We start from the raw sequence: 4,170 nt of genomic DNA on the forward strand, positions 1-4,170 counted from the left end.
CAGCGCCGCCGCACACTCCGCCAACCGCGCCGCGAACACCGGACTCGACTCGGCGAGCTCCCGGCCCATACCGACCCACTGCGAACCCTGACCCGGGAAGACGAACACCGGGCGCGCGTCGGCCCGGGCCACGCCCGAGACGAGGGCACCGCTGGGCACGCCGTCGGCCAGGCTCTCCAGGCCGGCCGTCAGCTCGCCGCGGTCACCGCCCACCACCACGGCGCGGTGCTCGAAGGTCGCGCGGGTGGTCGCCAACGACCACGCCACGTCCTGCGGCGACTGCTCCGGCCGTGCCGCCACCCAGTCCCGCAGCTGCTCGGCCTGGGCCGTCAGCCCCTCGGCCGAGCGGCCCGACACCAGCCACGCGCCGGCGCCCGCCACCACCGGAGGAGCGGTCTCCTCCTGCGGCTCGGCCGCGGCGTCCTCGGCGGGCGCCTCCTCCAGGATGAGGTGGGCGTTCGTCCCGCTGCCGCCGAACGACGACACACCCGCGCGGCGGACGCGCTCACCGGCCGGCCACGGGACGGGCTCGGTCAGCAGCTCCACCTCGCCGGCGTCCCAGTCGACGTGCGGCGTGGGCTGCTTCACGTGCAGGGTCTTCGGCAGCTGCTCGTTACGCAGCGCCATCACCATCTTGATCACACCGGCGACACCGGAGGCCGCCTGGGTGTGCCCCAGGTTGGACTTCACCGAGCCCAGCCACAGCGGCTGGTCGCCGCCGCGCTCCTGGCCGTAGGTGGCGAGCAGCGCCTGCGCCTCGATCGGGTCGCCCAGCTTGGTGCCCGTCCCGTGCGCCTCCACCGCGTCGATGTCGGCGGCGGACAGCCGGGAGTTCTCCAGCGCGGCGCGGATCACCCGCTGCTGGGACGGGCCGTTGGGCGCCGTCAGGCCGTTGGACGCGCCGTCCTGGTTGATCGCGGAGCCGCGGATCACCGCGAGCACCTGGTGGCCGTTGCGGCGCGCGTCGGAGAGCTTCTCCACGACGAGCATGCCGGTGCCCTCGGCCCAGCCGGTCCCGTTGGCGTCCTCGGAGAACGCGCGGCAGCGGCCGTCCACCGAGAGGCCCTGCTGCCGGGAGAACTCGACGAACATGCCGGGCTGCGCGAGGACGGTCACACCGCCGGCGAGCGCCATCGAGCACTCCCCGGCGCGGATCGCCTGGCAGGCGAGGTGCAGCGCCACCAGGGAGGACGAGCAGGCGGTGTCGACCGTGACCGCCGGGCCTTCGAGTCCCATCACGTAGGACACGCGGCCGGAGAGCACGGCGGTCAGGTTGCCGGTCATCATGTGACCTTCCAGCCCGGCCGTGCCCCCTTCCGCCAGTTCCAGGTTCACCAGGTAGTTCGAGGTGAAACCGCCGACGAAAACGCCGGTCTTGCTGCCCTTCAGCGTTCCCGCGTCGATTCCGGCGCGTTCCAGGGCCTCCCAGGAGACCTCCAGGAGCAGCCGCTGCTGCGGGTCCATGGCGACCGCTTCGCGCGGGCTGATCCCGAAGAACGCGGCGTCGAATCCGCTGGCGTCCTTCACGAAGGCCCCGGACTGCGTGTACGACCGGCCGGACTTCTCCGGGTCCGGGTCGTAGATGCTCTCCAGGTCCCACCCGCGGTCGGTGGGGAACTCGCCGACCGCGTCGCCGCCGGCGGCCAGCAGCTCCCAGAGGTCCTCCGGGGTCTCCACGTTGCCCGGGTACCGGCACGCCATGCCGACGATCGCCAGCGGCTCGTACTCGCCCGCCTCCAGCTTGTGCAGGCGCTTGCGCGTCTCCTGGAGCTCGGCCGCGGTCTTCTTGAGGTAGTCGAAGAGTTTCTCTTGGTTATCCACAGTGACCCCTTACCAAAATGCCGTCTATTAGCGCGAAGTAACTAGTTGGACAGACCAAGTTCCTTGTCGAGAAACTCAAACACCTGGTCGGGTGTTGCCGACTCGAGTTCGACCTCGCCGCCGCCGGACTCCGCTTCGCCCTGCTTTTCGATCCACTTCGACAGAATGCTCTGCAGCCGCCTCGTGATCCGCTCGCTGGTGTCCTGGTCGGGTGCCGCGCCCGACAGGCTGGATTCGAGCTTGTCGAGGTCGTCGAGCACCGGCACCGAGCCCGTCTCGTCCGGGGCGAGTTCGGTGCGCAGCCAGGCGGCCACCGCCACCGGGGTGGGGTAGTCGAAAATCAACGTAGCGGGCACCCGCAGTCCGGTCGCAGTGTTCAACCGGTTGCGGATCTCCACCGCCGTCAGCGAGTCGAATCCCAGGTCCTTGAACGCCTGCTGGGCCTGCACCCCCTCCGCCGACGCGTGGCCCAGGACGACGGCCGCCTCGGCCCGCACCAGGTCCGTCAGGACCCGTTCCTGCTCGGCGCGGTCCAGGCCGGCCAGGCGGCGGCCCAGCTCGCCCTCGGCGGGAGCGGCCGCCTCGGCGGACCGGGTGCCGGCGGTGGCGAGCCGGCGGACCTCCGGAAGGTCCCGGACCAGCGGCGCCTCGGGCAGGTTCACCGCGGTCTGCGCGAGCACGGCCCAGTCGACGTCCATCACCGTCACGACGGCGTCGGGCCCCTGCAGCGACTCGCCCAGCGCGCGGACCGCCAGCTGCGGGTCCATCGCCGACATCGGGAGCTTCTTCATCCGCTCCCGGATCGCCTCCTTGGACTCCGCCAGGCCGCCGCCGCCCCACTGGCCCCAGGCCACCGACAGACCGGCCAGCCCGCGGGCCCGCCGGTTCTCGGCCAGGGCGTCGAGGTAGGAGTTCGCGGCCGCGTAGTTGCCCTGGCCGGCGGAGCCGAGGGTCGACGCCGCGGAGGAGAACAGCACGAACGCGTCGAGGTCCAGGTCCGCCGTGAGCTCGTCGAGGTGGGCGGCGCTCGCGGCCTTGGCCGCCAGCACCGTCGCCAGGCGCGCCGGGGTGAGGCGGTCCACGACGCCGTCGTCCAGGACGGCGGCCGTGTGCATCACCGAGGACAGCGCCGGGCCGCTCCCGCCGATCCAGGCCACCAGCCCGGCCACGGCGGACCGGTCGCTCACGTCGCAGGAGACGACGTCCACGCGGGTGCCCCGGGCGGCCAGCCCGGCGGCCGTCGCGGCGACCCCGGCGGCCGCCGGACCGGAACGGCCCGTCAGCACCACGCGCTGCGCGTCCCCTTCGGCCAGCCACCGCGCGACGTGCCCGGCGATCGCGCCGGTGCCACCGGTGATCAGCACGGTGCCGCGCGGCGTCCAGCGGCCCTCGCCCCGTGCCTCGGCGGCCCGGCTCATCCGCCGGCCCAGCATCCCGGCCGGCCGGATGGCGACCTGGTCCTCGCCGCAGCCGGCGAGCACCGCGACCAGCCGGGCGCCGGCCTTGTCGTCCATCGCCTCGGGAAGGTCGACCAACCCGCCCCAGCGATCGGGGTGTTCCAGGCCGACGACCCGGCCGAGGCCCCACACCTGCGCCTGCACCGGGCTGGTCGGCACCTCGCCGGGCGCGGCCGAGACCGCGCCGCGGGTGGCCGGCCACAGGGGCGCCTCGATCCCGGCGTCGCCGAGCGACTGGATCAGGGTGAGGGTGGCGGCCAGCCCGCCGGCCACCACCGGGTGGTCCGGCAGCGGCGTCTCGTCCAGCGCCAGCAGCGACAGCACACCGGCGACGCCGGCCGGCTCCGCGCCCGCGTCCCGGAGCGACCGCGTGAGCAGCGCCGCCAGGGCGTCGCGGTCCGAGGTCCCGGCCGGGACCTCGGCCACCACGACGTCGGCACCGCGCATGCCGAGCGCCACCTCGCAGCCCCGCGCCAGGTCGGCGGCGGCCGGCTCCGCGGGGACCGCGACCAGCCAGGTGCCGGACAGCAGGACCGGGTCGGGGTCGGCGACCGGCGCCCAGCCCATCCGGTAGCGCCAGCTCGCGGTCGTCGACCGCTCCAGGTCACGGCGCCGCCACGTCGTCAGGGCAGGCAGCAGCTCGCCGAGCTGCTGCTGCCGCTGGTCCTCGATCGCCAGCGTGTCGGCGAGCTGCTCCAGGTCGCCGCCCTCCACGGCCGCCCAGAACGCCGCCTCGGCCGCGGTGCCCGAGCCGTCCCGGCCGGTGGCCGGGGAGCCGGCCGGCAGGGCCGACGGGACCTTCGGCCAGAACCGCTGGTGCCGGAAGGCGTAGGTCGGCAGGTCCACCCGCCGGCCGGCCGGCAGGACGGACGTCCAGTCGACCGGGGCGCCG

2 protein-coding genes are annotated in these 4,170 nt (G+C 74.4%); both read right to left on the reverse strand.

What is annotated here, in order from left to right; all coding sequences use genetic code 11:
• On the reverse strand, positions 1-1,821 hold a 1,821-nt coding region (locus ACZ6Y7_RS37870; RefSeq protein ID WP_465762532.1), incomplete at its 3' end, for a type I polyketide synthase.
• A 41-nt stretch (positions 1,822-1,862) separates the two neighbouring features.
• Positions 1,863-4,170 (reverse strand): SDR family NAD(P)-dependent oxidoreductase (locus ACZ6Y7_RS37875; protein WP_465762533.1); only part of this gene is annotated, 2,308 nt, incomplete at its 5' end.

The organism is Kitasatospora sp. NPDC053308 (assembly GCF_055585785.1).